Consider the following 18,477-nt stretch of genomic DNA (forward strand, 5'->3'; position numbering starts at 1 on the left):
GTTATTGTGTAAGTTTGTAGCGATAAAATTATAAAAAGTGAAAGAAATGATGAGTTAAGTTTTTTAAGCTGGAGGTTAAAATACTATTTTTTTGGGTTAACATAGCACTGGTTTTTAGCGTGGCGCTCAGGTTGTCTTTATACTGTGCATACTGCCTGAAGCTCCATTTGCCCTAACTGATTAAATCCTTGTTTATGTTAAAAAGATGCTTGACCTTATTATTAATGCCGCTCCTGGCGCTCCAATTGCTCGGGCAGGCAGACGACGTTAGAGTCGTGCAAAGCGATCAGGGCATGAAACTGGTCGTTAATGGTTCCGACTTCATGGTGAATGGTATGAACTGGGACTACATCCCTATCGGGACCAATACCGTGAATGCTGGGTTCTGGGAAAAACCGGATGACATTATTAAGGCGGGGCTGGACGCAGAGATGTCGCTCCTGAAGAATATGAACGTCAACGTGATCCGGCAGTACACCGGCGTGCCCGCCCGGTGGATTCAGTATATTTATGAAAATTATGGCATTTACACCATGCTCAACCACTCTTTTGGCCGGTATGGGCTTACGTTGGATGGTGTCTGGACGCCGGTTACGCTCTACGATAGCCCGAGAACGCAGGAATTCCTGATGAATGAAGTCACTCAACTGGTGGAAGAATATAAAAATACGCCAGGGCTTCTGCTGTACCTGCTGGGTAATGAAAACAACTACGGCCTCTTCTGGCAGGGAGCCGAAACGGAAGACTTTCCCGATGATCAGGCAAGAATTGATTTTATAGGCGAATCCCGCGGACGTCCCATGTACAAGTTGATGAACGAAGCGGCCAAAGCCATGAAAGCCATCGACTCCTCCCACCCGGTAGCCATTTGTAATGGTGATGTGCTCTTTATCGACATCATTGCCGAGGAGTGTAAAGACGTGGACATCTACGGAACAAACACCTACCGGGGTGAGTCCTTCGGTGATATGTTCCAGGTGGTGCAGGACAAGCTGAACAAGCCTATCCTGTTCACCGAGTTCGGAGCAGATGCTTTCAACGCCATAGAAATGGCCGAAGACCAAAAGATGCAGGCCCATTTTATGGTAGAAAACTGGAAAGAGATATATGCGAATGCTGCGGGTGTCGGAGGCGTAGGCAATTCTATCGGTGGTTTTACCTTCCAGTTTAGTGATGGCTGGTGGAAATTTGGATTTGATGACCGGGAAAATGCAGACCTGCACGACAACAACGCTTCCTGGTCAAACGGCGGATATTACATCGACTATCGGGAAGGCCAGAATAACATGAACGAAGAGTGGTTTGGTATTTGCGCCAAAGGCCCTACCAACGAGCGCGGTTTGTACACGCTTTACCCAAGAGCCGCTTACTATGCCCTGAAGGAAGCGCATCAGCTAAATCCTTACACTGAAGGCACCACGGTAGCTTCAATTTATGCTTATTTTGACAACATCCAGCTCATGGATGCCGTGCTCAGAGCGCGGGGCGATAAGGCGGCCTTAGGCAACAACCAAAAACTCAGCTTGAGCAGTTTCAGGGCTGAACTTGAGACCTTCAATACTGGTGGTACGCTGCTCACAACTCCCGATGCGCCAGATGCAGCGATTCAAAACGACCCGAACCTCACGACTTATCCGGATGAATTGGGCTTCGACCATATGCAGTCCTTCTTCTTTGGTGTGGAGGCTAATCCCACTTCAAATCTTAGGGCTACTGCCAATTTTAACCTGGTTGGCAATGTCGCGGATAACCCAATTGATGAAATTTTCTATGAAAATATCGTACGCGACCGTACCGGGAACAGAAGTGACGGCAATTTAAGATTGTACAACGCTGAAGTAGACTGGACCGGAAAGGACTTTGATGCCAGAGCCTTTTACCGGACCGGCCATTATCACTGGCAGTATGAGGGCGACTTCTTTGGGCTTTACCCGGAAGCCAATTATGGCCCTAACCTGGATATTTACAATGGTGAAATTCTGGGTATGGAAATTGACGGCAAAAATGAATTCAGTGGGCTGAATGTGGCTTTCGGCCCTCAGTTGTGGTGGGGCGCCAACCCGGCAGTTCTGGTGAAATACGGCCGTGAAATCAAGCATTTTAAAGTCACAGGGGTCTTCCACGAAGATATTGACGATGCCCCCGAATTCGTGACTTCTATTGCCGTGCCCCTGCCTAAAACCCGAAGAGCAACCCTTCATGTAGAACGGGAATTAGGCCCTCTGGATATCGAACTAGGTGGTATCTGGGGCGGTTCTCCACTGAACGGGCGAAGCTTTCAGATCGTTCAGGGCGAACCGGGACGATATGAGGTATTCGAGGATCAGATTAACCCTTCTGATAACTGGGGCGGCAAAGCCAAGGTTAAGTTTTCAAAAGGGGCATTCAACTGGTATGCGCAGGGCTCTGTAATGGGGCTTGTCGCCAATGGAGGTTTTGATGCCACCCGCACCTTCACCGGCTGGAGGCTCAAGGACAGCGGCAGCGGCAATATGAACAATTTCCTGACGGGCTTTACCTACCTGATCGGTAACTTCCAGATTGCACCTAATTTTATGTGGCAGAAGCCTTTGGTTGATCCTATCCCCGGTGATGTCAGCGGGCCAGGGCGGCTCAGGAATATCCTGGACGACCCCTTTGCAGTCAGAGACGGTAACCGGGAAACCATTGCAGGAGAGCTGCTGATCACGTTCGACCCTACGCCAGGTACCTGGATGTACGATTGGGACAGTGACCGTTCGGAAGATGCCAAGTTCGCGATGAGCGCTGGCTTCGTTTACCGCCACCTGCCCACTTCTATGGATGCAGCTATTGGCTTCCTGGGTAATCGTACTTCCTTCGCGTTTCCCGGCGCGGCACCTGCACAGGACCTTTGGGAATCCAATATCCGGATGGTCTCGAAAGTCAATCCGGACCTGGGGCTCATCGCCAACATCCTGTTCGGAACAGCTCAGGCTAACGGGGACAGCGACCGGCTGCTTGAACGCTACGCTATGGACCTGCGGGCCATCTACAAGAAGTACAAGTTCGTTTCCCAGTTCAAAGTCAATGACTGGGGTCCCTTCGATTACCACCGGGACTTCAACCTTACCTATCCGCTGCAATTGATGGTGGACATATCCACTACGCTGGGCAAACCAGACTGGTACATACTGCCGGGCACTCAGCTGGGCGTACGCTGGACGTGGCGTAGCCTCAACGAGTTCTCTCCCCGCTACCTGCCCAACCTGACGGCTTCTGAGTTTGCGGAAGAGCCGACCATCAGCCCGGTAGGTTTTGAGAACGGGACCGAATGGGAATTCAGAACTTACCTCCACGTCAACATTGGCAAATAACTGCCATTTTGAAAAAATAAAGCCATGAAGAATATAGTCATGAAACTTAATATCCTACTTTTATTTGGGCTGGTGCTGGTCCTTAGCAATTGCACAAGAGACCTCTCCGAAGAGGCAAAACCTGCTACTTTCCCAGCTAACGGGGATGTATACATTGACGGGTTTAGCCCGGGCCTGGAATACCTGCCCTTCGGTGACTCTTACTTTGAAGCGTTTTCCGTAGACGAGCAGACCGTATACGAAGGCGAATCCGCCATGCGATTTGACGTGCCTAATGTCGGGGACCCGGACGGAGCTTATGCCGGCGCTATATTCCCGGACTACGGCGGGCGTGACCTTTCCGGTTTCGATGCCCTCACGTTCTGGGCGAAAGCCAGTCAGGCCGCTAACATCAATGAAATTGGTTTTGGACAAGACTTTGCAGAAAATAAGTATGAGGTCACCCTCCTTAACCTGGAGCTGACCACCAACTGGCGTCAGTACACCATCGCCATTCCCGATCCTTCCAAGCTGACGGAGGTCGATGGCTTGTTTTGGTACTCGGAAGGCCCGGAAGACGGCGTAGGCTATTCCTTCTGGATAGATGAGTTGAAATTCGAAAAGACCGGGAAAGTAGCCCAGCTCCGGCCCGCTATTTTTGAAGGCACAGAAGCTGCGGTTCAGACTTTTGTAGGGGTATCCACTAGTGTTGCCGGCCTGCAGCAAACCGTCAATTTGGGCAATGGCAGAGACCAAACCATTGCGGTCGCACCCAGTTACTTTGAATTCACGTCTTCTGACCCCGGCGTAGCCACGGTTGATGCTGCAGGCAATATCCTGGGCATAAGCCCGGGCGAAGCAGTCATCACCGCCACTTTAAATGGAGTGGAAGCAGCGGGTTCTGCCACCGTGACCGTCACAGGCGAGTTTAACGGCGCTCCTACGCCTACTCAGGACCCCGCTGATGTCATTTCCATCTTTTCGGATGCGTATACCAATGAACCGGTAGACTATTATAACGGTTACTGGGCTCCCTTCCAGACCACTCAGGGGCAAGATGATATCAATATTGCCGGTGATAATATTATTTTCTACCGAGAGCTGAATTTCGTGGGCATACAGTTTCTGGACGATGCCCCAACGATCGATGCCTCCTCCATGACCCATCTCCACATCGACATTCAGCCCAGAGAGCCGGTGGAGCCAGGTGACTATCTGAACATACAGGTTGCTGACGTTGGCCCGGACAATACATTCGGTACCGGTGATGATTCTTCCGGCGAAATTTCAATTCCTGGTTCCAGTCTGACCGAGGGGGAATGGTATAGCCTTGATGTGCCGTTTTCGGATTTGGGAGGGCTGACTGGCCGGTCTAATTTAGCGCAGGTCATCTTCGTTTCTGACGCCACTATATCCAGTATCTACGTGGATAATGTCTACTTTTATAATGACGGAGGATCAGGTGGCCCTACTGGTCCAACCATGGCTGCTCCGGCACCAACAGCGGGTGCTGCGGATGTGATTTCCATCTTTAGCGATGCCTATACGAATATCAATTCCAACCTGAACCCGGACTGGGGGCAGGGCACTCAGGTTTCCCAGGTGAGCATTGAGGGCAACAACACCCTACTCTACACCGGGCTGAATTTCCAGGGGCTGGAATTAGAGAGCAGCACCGATGTAAGCGAAATGGAATTCCTGCACATTGATTACTGGACGGAAAATTCTTCTGCTCTGAACGCTTTCCTGATCAGCACCGGGCCTACTGAAACGGCGAGTGCATTGCCCGTGCCTACATCCGGATGGGCCAGCGTGGACATTCCGCTGGGTGATTTCTCACCTGTGGACCTGGCAGATATTATTCAAATGAAGTTTGATGGCAACGGCGATATCTATCTGGATAATATCTACTTCTACAAATCCTCAGGTGGCGGAGGAGATGAGCCGACTACGGCTGCACCAACGCCAACCCAGGATGCCGCAAATGTGATTTCCATGTTTAGCAATGCCTACACCAACGTAGGGGTGGATACCTGGAGGACAGACTGGTCGTCCGCGACACTGGAAGATGTTCAGGTGGCGGGCAACGATGTGAAGTTGTACACGGCCCTCGACTTTGTCGGCATTGAAACCACCGGTGGAAATCTAATTGATGCTTCTTCCATGACGCATTTCCATGTAGATGTATGGACACCGAACATGACCACCTTCCGGATCAAACTGGTGGACTTTGGTGCCGATGGTGGCTTTGATGGAGGAGACGACAGCGAGTTTGAGTTAATCTTCGACAATCTCGCTCAGGGGCAATGGGTGTCCTATGATATCCCACTTTCGGACTTTGAGGGTCTGACCAGTACAACAAATCTGGCGCAGCTCATCTTCTCCGGACTACCCGCTGGCGGTGGAACTCTTTATGTCGACAATGTCTATTACTATCAGCAGTAGTCATTGCAAATGCTAACCAATTAAAAAGAAATGAAAATGCAGACACCAATTTATAAAACCCGCAGGCCTGCTATCAGCATCCTTTTTGCATTGGCCCTGGGGCTTTGGTTCACGGCTTGTGAAAACAGCGAAACTCAAACGGTGGTCACCTTCACCGACCTGGCCTTCGAGGACAATTTTGATACAGACGGCCCGGTTGACGAATCCTCCTGGAATTATGAGCTTGGAAATGGCGTAAACAACGGCCTGCCTGTAGGCTGGGGCAACAATGAGTTGCAGTACTACACCGACCGCCCGGAAAACATCAAAGTCGAAGGGGGGATGCTGCACATTACTGCGCTCCGGGAAAGCTTTGAGGGCGCTGCTTTTACCTCCGCTCGTATTACGACTAAAGGTAAAGTGGAACAACGCTACGGCCGCATCGAAGCCCGCATGCAGTTGCCCTGGGGGCAGGGGCTGTGGCCGGCATTCTGGATGCTGGGCAGCAATATCGATGAAGTCGGCTGGCCGCAGTGTGGCGAAATCGATATCATGGAATACCGCGGACAGGACCCCTCAACCCTAATTGGCAGCGTACATGGCCCAGGCTACTCCGCCGGAGATGCGGTAAGCAAAGAGTACGTCCTGCCTCAGGACCGGTTTGATACAGGCTTCCATATTTTTGGTATTGAGTGGGGTCCGGAGTACATCAATTACTATGTGGATGATGTGCTGTACAATCAGATCACCCCCGAGGATGTAGATGGCGAATGGGTCTTTGACCAGCCGTTTTACATCATCCTGAACCTTGCAGTGGGCGGCAACTTTGTCGGAGCAGTAGGCCCTGATACCGTTTTTCCGCAAACCCTGCTTGTGGACTATGTCCGGGTCTACAACGGGCCTAACTAAAGACATCAATTAACATTTGCTAAAAATAAAGTGTCAACTTTTATGGGTGACCACCAAACCGCTGCTTCCGTTGATATCCAACGGGTGAACATCAATGGCGAACCTTACTTCAAAATTTCTAACAGCGATGCCATGCGGCCCTTCTTCATGAGCATCGTCAGCGACTCCAATCACTGGCTTTTTATTGCCAGCAACGGAGGGCTGACGGCAGGCCGGAAAAACTCAGAATACGCGCTGTTCCCTTACTACACCGATGACAAAATCACGGAATCGGTCGAAGTAACGGGCAGTAAAGCGCTGTTCCGGGTGGACCAAAATGGCAATTCGGTGCTTTGGGAGCCGTTCTCTGTTCGGCAGGAAGGGCAGTACAAGCTGAGCCGCAACCTCTACAAAAATGTATACGGCAATAAAGTACGCTTTGAGGAGGTGAATCACGATCTGGGCCTCACATTCCAGTATGAATGGAGCTCCAGTGACCGCTTTGGCTTTGTACGCCGCTCCGCCCTGATCAACCACAACGAAGCAGCGGTTTCGGTCCACCTGCTGGATGGCATTCAGAATATCCTGCCCTACGGGGTCAACAGTGAGCTGCAAATGCGCTCCAGCAACCTCGTAGATGCCTACAAAAAGAGCGAGTTGGAAAAAGATGCCGGGCTGGGTATCTATGCCCTCAGCGCCATCATCGTGGACCGGGCGGAGCCCAGCGAGGCCCTCAAAGCTAATATCGCCTGGTCTTGTGGGCTGGAGTCGCCTACCTACCTGCTGACTTCCCGCCAACTTGATGCCTTCCGGAAGGGAAAGCCGCTTCAGGAGGAAGTCGATATGCGGGCGGAGAAAGGCGCCTATTTCGTTAGTAAGGAGATGGAGCTGCCCGCCAAAGGCACCCAGGAGTGGTTGATCATGGCCGATGTCAACAAAAATCATGCGGACATTGCCCGTATTATGCATGAAATTCAGACCAGCCCGAACCTGGCCACTGAGATTGAGGAGGACATCCGCAAAGGTACGGACCGGCTTATCGCATTGGATGCTCAGGCCGATGGGCTGCAAATGACGGCGGATGAATTCCGGGATGCCCGCCACTTCTCCAACGTGCTGTTCAACATCATGCGTGGCGGTATCTTCGATCATCACTACCAGATTGAGAAAGCAGACCTGAGCCTCTACCTGGCGAAAGCCAACAGGACTGTCTTCAAGGCGGCTCAGCCGATGCTTTCTGAACTGCCGGATACCTTTCCACTCAGCGAGCTGCGCAAGGCCGCTCAAGCTACAGGCAATACCCATCTACTCCGCCTTTGCCTGGAGTACATGCCCCTGAAGTTCAGCCGCCGTCACGGTGACCCCAGCCGCCCCTGGAACAAATTCTCCATCAATACCCGCAGTGAGGTAGATGGCTCGAAGATACTGGACTATGAGGGCAACTGGCGGGACATCTTCCAAAACTGGGAAGCCCTGGCGCATTCTTACCCGCGCTTCGTGGAGAGCATGGTGCACAAATTCCTCAATGCCACCACCTTCGATGGTTACAATCCCTACCGGGTGACCAAGGATGGCTTCGACTGGGAAACCATCGAGCCCGATGATGCCTGGTCCTACATCGGTTACTGGGGCGACCATCAGATCATCTACCTGCTGAAGCTGCTGGAATTCTGGGAAAAGCAGTCGCCGGGCGACCTGCAGCACTACTTTAGCGAAGACCTCTTCGTTTACGCGAATGTGCCCTACAAAATCAAGCCCTTCGAGAAAATCTTGGAAGACTCCAAGGATACCATAGAGTTTGATCATGAAGCAGATGAGTCAATCCGGCAGAAAAGAGATCAGATTGGGGCCGATGGGGCACTGCTGGCGGATCAGAGCGGGCAAATCTATCAGGTGAACTTCATTGAAAAAATGTTAGCGGCCCTGCTTGCCAAAATGTCCAACTTCATTCCCGAAGGAGGCATTTGGATGAACACCCAGCGCCCGGAGTGGAATGATGCCAATAATGCATTAGTAGGTAACGGGGTGTCAATGGTGACGCTTTACTACATGCGTCGTTTCCTACAGTTTTTTGATGACCTGTTCGCCCAGTCAGAAGCCCAGTCAGTCAGTGTATCGGCTGAGTTGCTGGACTGCTTCGAAGGGATTGCCAAAGCGCTGGACTCGAATGAAAAACTGTTATCCGGCACCTTCAGCGATAAAGACCGGATGACCGTGCTACAGGGGCTTGGTCAGGCTGCGAGCCGTTACCGGGCTAAGATATACGATCACGGTTTCTCCGGGCAAAAGCACGAGCTGAAGCTGGAAGACCTCAAAACGTTTGTTCGCCTCAGCATACGTTACCTGGACCACTCTGTAAAGGCAAATGAGCGAAAGGATGGGCTTTATCATGCTTACAACCTCATGGCCGTGGAAGAAGATGGTGGCGTGTCCATCGAATACCTTGATGAAATGCTCGAAGGGCAGGTGGCGGTGCTCAGTGCCGGTTCCTTGTCCTCAGCGGAGGCGCTTCGGGTGTTGGATGCACTGAAAAACAGTGCCCTCTTCCGACCGGATCAGTACAGCTATATTTTGTACCCCAATAAGGACCTTGGGCGTTTTATGGCCAAAAACAACATTCCCGCCAAAATGGTGGGCGAGTCCAAACTTCTCCAAAAGCTGGTCGCGGATGGCAATGCCCAAATCCTCTATCAGGATGTAAAAGGCGCTTACCACTTCAATGGCAATTTCAAAAACGCCAACGATCTAAAAGTGGCGCTGGATGCCCTGGCGGATACTCAGTACGCTGCATTGGCAGAAGCCGAGCGCAAGTCTGTGCTTCAGACCTTCGAAAAAGTCTTTAACCACAAAGCCTTCACCGGTCGGTCGGGCACCTTCTTCGGGTACGAAGGGTTGGGCTCCATCTACTGGCATATGGTTTCCAAGCTGCAGCTGGCCGTACAGGAATGCTGCCTGAAGGCCATCCGTGAGGGGGCAAGCCAGGAAGTGGTTGGCCGTTTGCTGGAGCATTACTACGAAATTAATGAGGGCATAGGCGTACACAAATCGCCGGACCTCTACGGGGCTTTTCCTACGGACCCGTACTCGCATACACCGGCGGGTAAAGGTGCACAGCAGCCGGGTATGACCGGGCAGGTGAAGGAAGATATCCTGAGCCGCTTTGGTGAACTGGGTGTCTTTTTTGAAAAGGGGCAATTGCATTTCGACCCCTGTCTGCTCCGTAAGGAAGAGTTCCTGCAGCGGCCACGCACTTTTACCTTCCGCGATGTGGCAGGAGAGGAGCAACAGGCAGAGCTGGGCGAAGGTACGCTGGCTTTCACCATCTGTCAGGTGCCGGTGCTCTATCAATTGAGAGATGCAGCCGGGATTATGGTGGTCGGCAGTGATGGTACTGTTCATGCCTCAGAGGAAACCGCTTTAAGCCCTGATTTGAGTAAGGAAGTGTTCGAACGAAGCGGTAAGGTTGCCCGGATTGTCGTGTCGCTGAACCCTAAAGATTTGAAATAGCTATGCGGAAATCAAAAAACCATCCCTTGAGTACTTTGATGCTGTCCATACTGCTGGGTGTAGCTGTGGTTATTTTCCTGGCCATTGGCTGCAGCCCATCTGCAGAAAAGGCAACGGTAACGCCAACTGAAAAACCAAATGAAGTGACCGCTGCTGACATCCTTGGCGACCCGGCTTACCGGGCTATTTCCTACGGAGGCTACCGTGCCAACAGCCGGGAGGGACAGCCTACCGTCGCTCAGCTGAAGGAGGACATGCTTTTGCTACAGGCTATGGGCATCAAGTTACTAAGGACCTATAACACCCATCTGGCGCAAGCCTCCAATCTGCTGGTCGCCATCCGCGAGCTGAAAAGCGAAGATCCTGGCTTCGAGATGTACGTTATGCTGGGCGCCTGGATCAACTGCAAAGGTGCTTTTACCGCTAATCCGGACCACAGTGCCGAAGATGCAGAAGCCAACGCTGCCGAAATCGGGCGTGCAGTGGAAATGGCGAAAGCCTACCCTGATATCGTCAAAGTTATTGCGGTGGGCAACGAAGCTATGGTGAAATGGGCCGCCAGCTATTTTGTACAGCCGGGGGTGATCCTCAAATGGGTCAACCACCTGAAGGGGCTGAAAGCTAATGGCGAACTGCCCGAAAGCCTCTGGATTACCAGTTCAGACAATTTTGCGTCCTGGGGCGGTGGCGGTGCAGAGTATCATGTAGAGGACCTGGAGCAGTTGCTGCGGGCAGTAGACTTTGTATCCCTGCACACTTACCCTATGCACGACACCCACTACAATCCGGACTTTTGGGGGGTAACGGAAGCCGAAGCTGAGCTGCCCAAAGCCGAACAGATTGAAGCCGCAATGGAGCGTGCTTTGGAATACGCGCAGCAGCAATACGCACAAACTGCAGCCTACATCAGCGGGCTGGGCATTGAAAAGCCCATCCATATTGGGGAGACGGGCTGGGCGACCGCTTCCAACAGCTTCTACGGACCAGGCGGCTCGAAAGCGACCGATGAGTATAAGTCTGCCATCTACCACAAGCGCATGCGGGAGTGGACCGACGAAGATGGCATCAGCTGCTTTTACTTTGAGGCGTTTGATGAAAACTGGAAAGACGCTGGAAACCCGGGCGGCTCCGAGAACCACTTTGGGCTCTTCACGATCGATGGCAAAGCCAAGTATGCCCTTTGGGACCTGGTGGATGCCGGGGTGTTTAAAGGTTTAGGGCGCGGCGGCCAGCCTGTAGCCAAAACTATGGATGGGGACGAAGCGGCACTTCTGGAATCCGTGGAGGTACCTCCTTTGATGGAAGAAGCGCCTGACCATTAGAACCATAAAACAGCTTTTGAGCTAAAACCTATGACAAAATCTATTCACATATCCTCCTGTCTGATGGTCTTGATGATGCTTGCCGCCTGTCAATCCAGGGAACCACTACCGGTGGAAGTCTACGAAACCTCTGCCGGTGGCCATCAGCTTACGCCCTTGTCGGATTTCGCCCAGGCTGAAAATCCCATCGTGGTAAAGCTGCTGCCTGAGGAAACCTATCAGACAATCACGGGCTTTGGCGGCTCTTTTACCGAAGCATCCGCTTACCTGCTCAATCAGCTCAGCGCTGGGAACCGCAGCAAAATTATTAATGCTTACTTCGGAACGGAAGGCGCAAAGTACTCCCTCACCCGTACGCACATGAACTCCTGCGACTTCTCCCTGGGGCATTATTCCTATGCCCCGGTGGAAGGCGATACCGCCCTGCAGCATTTTACCATAAAAGAAGACCGCGAAGACATCATCCCCATGATCAAGGATGCAATGGCTGTCTCGGAAGAGGGCTTCAAAATCATCTCCTCGCCCTGGACAGCCCCGCCCTGGATGAAAGACAACAACGACTGGATGGGGGGCAAGCTGCAGCCCCAATACTATGATACATGGGCGCTGTTTTTCTCCAAATACCTGGACGCTTATCAGGCAGAGGGCATTGATATCTGGGCATTTACGGTGGAGAACGAGCCACTGGGCAATGATAGTAACTGGGAGAGCATGCACTTCAGCCCGGAGGAGATGACGGCCTTTGTGCAAAACCACCTCGGCCCCCGCTTAGAGGCGGACGGGCATAGTGCAAAAATCCTTGGCTACGATCAGAACCGGGAACACCTCAAAGAATGGGTGGATGACATGTACCAAAATGAAGCCACTTCCAAATATTTTGACGGTACAGCAATTCACTGGTACGCCAGTACCTATGAGGTTTTTCCGGAGGAATTGCAGTATGCTCACAAAAAAGCACCCGGGAAGCACCTCATTCAGACCGAAGCTTGCGTGGATGCGGAAGTGCCCAAATGGAAAAACGACGACTGGTACTGGTCTCAGGAAGCCACCGACTGGGGCTGGGACTGGGCACCGGAAGACCAAAAGCACCTGCACCCGAAGTACGTGCCGGTCTACCGTTATGCCCGCGATATCATTGGCTGCCTGAACAACTGGGTAGATGGCTGGGTGGACTGGAATATGGTGCTCAACCGGCAGGGCGGCCCCAACTGGTTCAAGAACTGGTGTGTGGCCCCGGTTATCGTTGACCCCGAACAAGACGAGGTCTACTTTACGCCCATTTACCATACCATGGCGCATTTTAGCAAATTTATTCGCCCCGGCGCTACCCGCATCGGATTTGAAAACCCGGATGATGAAATGATGGTGACAGCCGCCAGGAACCCGGATGGATCTGTCGCTGTCGTCGTTTTCAATCCCACCGAACAAGAGAAAATTCTGGCCATAGAACTGAGCGGGCAGTCCGCCCAACTATCCATCAGCAAGCAAGCGATTCAGACCATAGTCATCAAACCATAAATAAAACCAGCGATGAGTACTACAGCTAAACATACAGTGCCCTTTGGGCAGAAGGTCGCCTTCGGGCTTGGCATGCTCGCCAATCAAATGTTCCCGGCCGTACTGGGGATTTTCATGGTGGTCCTGGTACAAAACCTGGGCTTTCCGGGTTGGATGTGGGGGGTAATTTATTTCTTTCCCAGGATTTTTGATTCCTTCACGGACCCGATTATGGGCTTCATTTCGGACAACACGAAATCCAAATGGGGGCGGCGCAGGCAGTATGTGATGGCCGGTGCGATTATCATGGGGGTCGCGTTTGTAGCCATGTGGCAGCTCTACAAAACAGACCCGGCAACCGGGGAATTGGTGTCCCTCAACTACAACTTCACCTACTTCATGATCTGGTCTTTTGTTTTCTACCTGGGACTGACCATTTTCAGTGTGCCCTACGTAGCTATGGGGTATGAGATGAGTGACGATTTCCATGAGCGCACCAACATTATGGCTACTGCGCAGTGGATTGGGCAGTGGGCCTGGGTAATTGCGCCCTGGTTTTGGGTCATCATGTATGATAATGGCCCGGATGGGTGGTTCCCGGACGCAGAAACAGCTACCCGAACCCTTGCCCTTTGGGTGGGCATCATTTTGATGTTCGTTGCCATGATGCCGGCCATCTTCATTAAAAGTGAATCCACTCTGGAGAAGGATTATTCTCCGATGACACTCAAAAATATTGGCGGGAGTTTCAATGAGATCATTCTCGGTTTTAAGGAAGCGCTGAAGATCAAGCCGTTCCGGAAGCTTTGTATTTCCACCTTCTTCATTTTCAATGCGTTCAATACCGTAGCTACCTTTACTTTCTTCATCATCGTATACCACTTGTTCAACGGGGATGCGGATGCTGCGAATGCGGGGTTCTGGCCCACACTTTTCGGTAGCCTGGGCGCGATTTCCACCACCTTTATTGTTATTCCGATTGTGGCCTGGCTATCGCGCAAAATAGGTAAGAAGCAAGCTTTTATTTTGTCGCAGGGTATTTCAATTATCGGGTATGTGATGCTGTGGTTCCTTTTGGTGCCGGGCAAGCCTTACCTGTTTATTTTTGCGCTGCCCTTCTTTTCCTTTGGTATCGGTAGCCTGTTCACCCTGATGATGTCCATGACTTCGGATGTGATTGACCTGGACGAGTTGAATACTGGCAAGCGGCGGGAAGGTATTTTCGGTGCCATTTACTGGTGGATGGTGAAGTTTGGTTTTGCCATTGCCGGTGGTTTGAGTGGGGTGATTTTGTCCATCGTAGGATTTCAGGAAGGCATTCCGGGTACAGATCAGCCTGAGGCCATTACCGGGCTGCGGATATTTTTCTCCGGACTGCCTATTGCAGGAACCCTGATTGCGATGTGGGTCATGCGCGATTACGATGTAACGGAGGAAAAAGCACTGGAAGTCCGTGCGGCGATTGACCGTAAAAAAATGGCGAAAGGAAGCTCCTCCGCTTATATGCCCGGCAAGTTGCTGGCCCTTAAAGAGGGCTTGCTTCTCAATGGGGTAGTCGGATTAGACTTTGCCGGAAAATCCACTGGTGAAATCCGCGCCCTCTTTACGGAAAAGCTCAATAGCCACCTGCACGGGCTATGCTTCAGCCCTTATGTGGAAGGTCAGGCTGCCGGTGACATCCTGTCAAAAGAACAGATTCGGCGCCGTATGGAAATCATTATGCCGCATACCGAATGGATCCGCTCATTCTCTTGTACAGAAGGCAATGAACTGATCCCCCGAATTGCCCATGAGAAAGGCCTGAAGACAATGGTGGGGGCCTGGATCAGCGCAGACAAAGCACGGAATGAAGCCGAGATCAACGCCCTGGTAAGGCTGGCCAAAGAAGGCCTGGTGGATATAGCAGCTGTTGGTAATGAAGTGCTGCTGCGCAATGAGCTTTCGGAGCAGGAAATCATTGGTTACATTGAGCGGGTGAAGGCGCAGCTTCCAGAAGGCATACCGGTGGGCTATGTGGATGCCTACTATCAGTTCCTGGAGCGCCCTGAACTGGTTAATGCCTGTGATATTCTCCCGATCAACTGCTACCCATTCTGGGAAGGAGCAGACAGTAGCCACGCGTTGTTGTTCCTGCAGCAGATGTACACATTGGCGGCAGAAGCCGGCAGAGGCAAAAAAGTGATTGTTGCCGAAACCGGATGGCCGAGTGCGGGGCAGAGCGTGGAAGCGGCACAGCCTTCTGCTGAAAACGCTATGAAGTACTTCATCAATGCCCAGGACTGGGCAAAAGCCAACGGTATTGAAATGTTTTACTTCTCCTCCTTCGATGAGTCCTGGAAAGTGGTCCACGAAGGCGAGGTGGGTACCCGCTGGGGGCTTTGGGACAAGCACGAACAGCCCAAGTTTGCTTCACAAAACGTAAAAACCAACTAACAATATGTCACTACGGGTAGAACGACTGGATGGTCTGAAAGGCTTCGATTATTCCGGCAAAGACGCGGATGATTTCCGGCAGCTTTTTCAAAATGTGCTGGGCAGTGGCCTGCATGGCTTATGCTACAGTGCCTACGATGAAGGTCAAAAACCGGGCGCTATTCTGACCAAAGCGCAGATCAGAAGGCGTATGGGGATCATTGCGCCCTACATCAAATGGGTGCGGAGCTTCTCCTGCGTGGAGGGCAATGAACTGGTGGCTGAGGTAGCCCGCGAGATGGGCATCAAAACCCTGGTCGGTGCCTGGCTGGGCGATGACAAAGACCTGAATGAGCAGGAAATAGAGGGGCTGATCCGTCAGGCAAAAGCCGGCTACGTGGATATTGCTGCTGTAGGCAATGAGGTGATGTACCGGGGCGACCTGACCGAAGGAGAACTGCTGGAGTACATCGCGCGGGTACGGGAAGCCCTGCCCGGGGATATCCCGGTAGGCTATGTGGATGCTTATTATGAGTTCAGCGCCCGGCCACAGATTACCGCTGCCTGTGATGTCATTCTGGCCAACTGCTACCCTTACTGGGAGGGTTGCCACATTGACTATAGCCTGATGCATGCTAAGCAAATGTACTACCAAGCTTTGCACGCCGGGCAGGGCAAAAAGGTGATCATTACAGAAACCGGCTGGCCTAGTCAGGGCACCGCACTCAATGATGCAGAGCCTGCTCACCACAATGCGCTGCGCTACTTCCTCAATATTCAGCAGTGGGCCCGGCAGGACAATATCGAGGTCTTCTACTTCTCCTCTTTCGATGAATCCTGGAAGGTAGGCGCAGAAGGGGATGTTGGGGCCTACTGGGGCCTTTGGGACAAGCATGAACAGCTGAAATTTTAAAAATTAATGGAGCACAACAACCATTTGCCTTTTCCGTACGGCCGGGCGATTTGCTACTCTGGTTTTCGGGAAGGGCAACACCCTGGTGGTGAATACCCAACCTATGAGCAGGTCCGGGAAGACTTACTGATATTGCAAGGGCACTGGAAGTACCTGCGGCTTTACGATTGCGACCCGCATGGAGAGACCGTATTGCAGGTCATCCAACAGGAAAAGCTGGACTTCAAAGTCATGCAGGGCGCCTACATCGAAGCCGAAATGAACAACTACGGCTGCCCCTGGGGCGGCGGGGTGTATGCGGAGGAACAGCTGGAGGCTAACAAAGCCAAAAACGACGCGCAGATTAACAAGCTCATCGAATGGGCCAATGCCTACCCCGACATCATCTGCTGCACCTCAGCCGGGAATGAAGCTTGTGTGGACTGGACCGACCATTACGTTCCGGTGGGGCGGGTTATTGCTTTTGTTCGCCGCCTCAAGGCTGCTACCCAGCAGCCCGTCACTTTTTGTGAAAACTATGTACCCTGGATGCACAAGCTGCGCCCGCTGGTTCAGGAGGTCGACTTCATCTCTATCCATACTTATCCGGTATGGGAGTATAAGCACATCCACGAATCCCTGGAATATACCAAAGAAAACTACTACGGTGTTGCAGACCTTTACCCGGATACGCCGGTCGTTATCACCGAAGCCGGCTGGACGACCCGTTCCAACGGTCAGGGCATCGACCCCGGCCACGTCAATGAAGGCCTGCAAAAGACCTACTACGACGACCTTATGGACTGGACGGATACCGAAGAAATCCTCACCTTCGTCTTCGAAGCCTTCGACGAGCCCTGGAAAGGCTCACCAGACCCCAATGAGCCGGAAAAGCATTGGGGGCTGTTCCGGGTGGACCGGTCGCCTAAATCGGTGGTAGCCGGCTTGGTGAAAAAATAGTAGAAGCCGGCACACTATTTTTGACGGTAAGAAAAAACACTTCAGTTTCTTTTGGAGAATTAAGCTATTTAATATATATTCGATATAAAGTTGCGTATTAGTGGCTTTAAGAAAGCAATAAACCTGTCTCTTTTATACCCCTTACCGATAATCGATTAAGCTGCTCCTGCAGGCAAACCTATTGGGCATGCACTCACCATTTAGGTAATTTAAGTAAAAAGTAATAAACAATATGCACAATCTAAACCTTGGTTTGGGAGGTTCCCTCCTGTACGTACCTATCATTTTGTTCTTTCTGGCGGGCTACCAAAACACCTTGCATGCCCAGGCACCAGATGGCTTCACCTATCAGGCGGTCATTCGGGACGCGGAGGGCGCTCTGCTAGCAAATAGCCCGGTCGGGCTCCGGTTCAACATCCTTGCAGCGTGCAACGAGAGTAATATAGAGTATCAGGAAATCCATACCACGACTACCGATGAAAACGGCGTAGCTACTGTGGTCATAGGGGAAGGCGCTCAAACTGCCGGTGACTTCAGCGCCATAGACTGGTCTGCCGCCGATTTTTGCCTGAAAGAAGAAATTGACCCGGCGGGTTCAAGCGGCAATTATACGCTATCGGCTACCACCCCGCTTAAATCGGTCCCTTTTTCCTACTTTTCATCCACCTCGGCACAGGCTATGGTAGCGGAGGAAGCCAACACCCTTGAGGCTGACTACTTAAGCCGGCTGCTGCCTATTGGCATGGTTACCCCCTTTGCCGGCTCTTCTGCCCCCGATGGCTGGCTGCTATGCGACGGGAGCGCATTGCAGCAAAGCGAGTACCCTGATTTATACGCCGTCATCGGTAACAGTTATGGTGGTTCAGGCAATACCTTCAATCTGCCCGATTTGCGGGGAAGGGCACCTTTCGGCTACCACGCTCAGCAGGATACCTTCAGTACGCTCGGCAGCACCGGTGGAACAGTGGAACATACCCTTACCGTGGAGGAAATGCCTGAGCATATGCATACCGGGGAGACGGATAATGATGGTGAACACGAACACAGAGGAAATAATGTAGCACAGGTAGAGGACGGGACTGGCTCGTTTGTGACCGATGATCACGAGAACAACAACCCCGGATCAATAATACATAGTCAGAATAGTGCTCACCAGCATAATTTTACCACGGATCCGACCGGCGGCAACGAGCCCCACCCCAATATGCCCCCCTTCCAGGTGCTGAATTACATAATCAAGGCCAGATATTAAATAGCATCC

10 protein-coding genes are annotated in these 18,477 nt (G+C 52.0%); all 10 read left to right on the forward strand.

Annotation, left to right across the window (positions count from 1 at the left end; translation table 11 throughout):
- The first annotated feature begins 194 nt into the window (after positions 1 to 194).
- Complete coding sequence (locus IX84_RS20610) at positions 195 to 3,335, forward strand: glycoside hydrolase family 2 TIM barrel-domain containing protein (protein ID WP_044225192.1); 3,141 nt, start codon at positions 195 to 197, stop codon at positions 3,333 to 3,335.
- A 24-nt stretch (positions 3,336 to 3,359) separates the two neighbouring features.
- Complete coding sequence (locus IX84_RS31265; protein ID WP_052516245.1) at positions 3,360 to 5,759, forward strand: Ig-like domain-containing protein; 2,400 nt, start codon at positions 3,360 to 3,362, stop codon at positions 5,757 to 5,759.
- Positions 5,760 to 5,795: 36 nt separating this feature from the next.
- Positions 5,796 to 6,647: a glycoside hydrolase family 16 protein gene (locus tag IX84_RS20620; RefSeq protein ID WP_044225195.1), complete on the forward strand. Its 852-nt coding sequence runs from the start codon at positions 5,796 to 5,798 to the stop codon at positions 6,645 to 6,647.
- A gap of 42 nt (positions 6,648 to 6,689) precedes the next feature.
- Positions 6,690 to 10,133 (forward strand): hypothetical protein, encoded by a 3,444-nt coding sequence (locus IX84_RS20625; protein ID WP_044225198.1) that lies wholly within the window; start codon positions 6,690 to 6,692, stop codon positions 10,131 to 10,133.
- A gap of 35 nt (positions 10,134 to 10,168) precedes the next feature.
- On the forward strand, positions 10,169 to 11,455 hold the full coding sequence (locus IX84_RS20630; RefSeq protein WP_394333439.1) for a glycosyl hydrolase family 17 protein: 1,287 nt from the start codon (positions 10,169 to 10,171) through the stop codon (positions 11,453 to 11,455).
- Positions 11,456 to 11,527: 72 nt separating this feature from the next.
- Positions 11,528 to 12,973 carry a glycoside hydrolase family 30 protein gene (locus IX84_RS20635; RefSeq protein WP_152605178.1) on the forward strand — a complete coding sequence of 482 codons (1,446 nt, stop codon included), beginning with the start codon at positions 11,528 to 11,530 and terminating at the stop codon, positions 12,971 to 12,973.
- Positions 12,974 to 12,985: 12 nt separating this feature from the next.
- Positions 12,986 to 15,385 carry an MFS transporter gene (locus IX84_RS34170; protein ID WP_044225203.1) on the forward strand — a complete coding sequence of 800 codons (2,400 nt, stop codon included), beginning with the start codon at positions 12,986 to 12,988 and terminating at the stop codon, positions 15,383 to 15,385.
- 4 nt (positions 15,386 to 15,389) lie between these two features.
- Complete coding sequence (locus IX84_RS20645) at positions 15,390 to 16,277, forward strand: glycoside hydrolase family 17 protein (protein ID WP_044225207.1); 888 nt, start codon at positions 15,390 to 15,392, stop codon at positions 16,275 to 16,277.
- Positions 16,278 to 16,283: 6 nt separating this feature from the next.
- On the forward strand, positions 16,284 to 17,216 hold the full coding sequence (locus tag IX84_RS20650; protein WP_044225209.1) for a glycoside hydrolase family 17 protein: 933 nt from the start codon (positions 16,284 to 16,286) through the stop codon (positions 17,214 to 17,216).
- A gap of 232 nt (positions 17,217 to 17,448) precedes the next feature.
- Positions 17,449 to 18,468: a phage tail protein gene (locus IX84_RS31270; protein ID WP_052516246.1), complete on the forward strand. Its 1,020-nt coding sequence runs from the start codon at positions 17,449 to 17,451 to the stop codon at positions 18,466 to 18,468.
- Positions 18,469 to 18,477: the final 9 nt, after the last annotated feature.

Origin of the sequence: Phaeodactylibacter xiamenensis (genome assembly GCF_000759025.1) — a bacterium.
In the GTDB taxonomy this organism is placed as follows: Bacteria; Bacteroidota; Bacteroidia; order Chitinophagales; family Saprospiraceae; genus Phaeodactylibacter; species Phaeodactylibacter xiamenensis.

Excerpts from the sequence above, each read along its gene's own strand:
- IX84_RS34170 (WP_044225203.1), top strand. The coding sequence starts at position 12,986 with ATGAGTACTACAGCTAAACATACAGTGCCCTTTGGGCAGAAGGTCGCC.
- IX84_RS20610 (WP_044225192.1), top strand. The coding sequence starts at position 195 with ATGTTAAAAAGATGCTTGACCTTATTATTAATGCCGCTCCTGGCGCTC.
- IX84_RS20625 (WP_044225198.1), top strand. The coding sequence starts at position 6,690 with ATGGGTGACCACCAAACCGCTGCTTCCGTTGATATCCAACGGGTGAAC.
- IX84_RS20635 (WP_152605178.1), top strand. The coding sequence starts at position 11,528 with ATGATGCTTGCCGCCTGTCAATCCAGGGAACCACTACCGGTGGAAGTC.
- IX84_RS20620 (WP_044225195.1), top strand. The coding sequence starts at position 5,796 with ATGCAGACACCAATTTATAAAACCCGCAGGCCTGCTATCAGCATCCTT.
- IX84_RS20645 (WP_044225207.1), top strand. The coding sequence starts at position 15,390 with ATGTCACTACGGGTAGAACGACTGGATGGTCTGAAAGGCTTCGATTAT.
- IX84_RS20650 (WP_044225209.1), top strand. The coding sequence starts at position 16,284 with ATGGAGCACAACAACCATTTGCCTTTTCCGTACGGCCGGGCGATTTGC.
- IX84_RS31270 (WP_052516246.1), top strand. The coding sequence starts at position 17,449 with ATGCACAATCTAAACCTTGGTTTGGGAGGTTCCCTCCTGTACGTACCT.
- IX84_RS31265 (WP_052516245.1), top strand. The coding sequence starts at position 3,360 with ATGAAGAATATAGTCATGAAACTTAATATCCTACTTTTATTTGGGCTG.